The sequence below is a fragment of the Erythrobacter sp. HI0063 genome (assembly GCF_001635685.1).
GTDB lineage: Bacteria > Pseudomonadota > Alphaproteobacteria > Sphingomonadales > Sphingomonadaceae > Qipengyuania.
Genome location: NZ_LWFF01000282.1, coordinates 1 through 286, shown reverse-complemented (window position 1 = coordinate 286; position 286 = coordinate 1). Strand labels below are relative to the sequence as shown.

The 286-nt window shown below is 55.6% G+C and carries 1 pseudogene; it reads right to left on the bottom strand.

The window, feature by feature from the left end:
* Positions 1–149: 149 nt before the first annotated feature.
* Positions 150–286 (bottom strand): annotated as a pseudogene (locus tag A3736_RS17625) (isopenicillin N synthase family oxygenase); the annotation flags it as partial.

Sequence of the window (286 nt, the reverse complement as noted above, 5' to 3'; positions counted from 1 at the left end):
ACAAGATCGCGTGCTAAGTTACCGCATTGCAGCAGAGCCGCTAAGGCCCTGCAAATGCGCGGTTTTCTGGTGTGCCTGAATCGCAACACTGAAAGATTTTTACAAATGTCGCGGCGAGAAGTCGCTCCCACATGCTGCAATGCAGCAAGTCAGGCCAGATTGATCTCGCGCAGGCGCTGCATCAGAAAATCGTGGCTGGAGATCGGTTCGGGGCCGGTTTCGCCGCTCTTGGCATCGACACAGGAGTGCAGCGTCTCGATCACGTAATCCGGCCGAAAATGCAGGA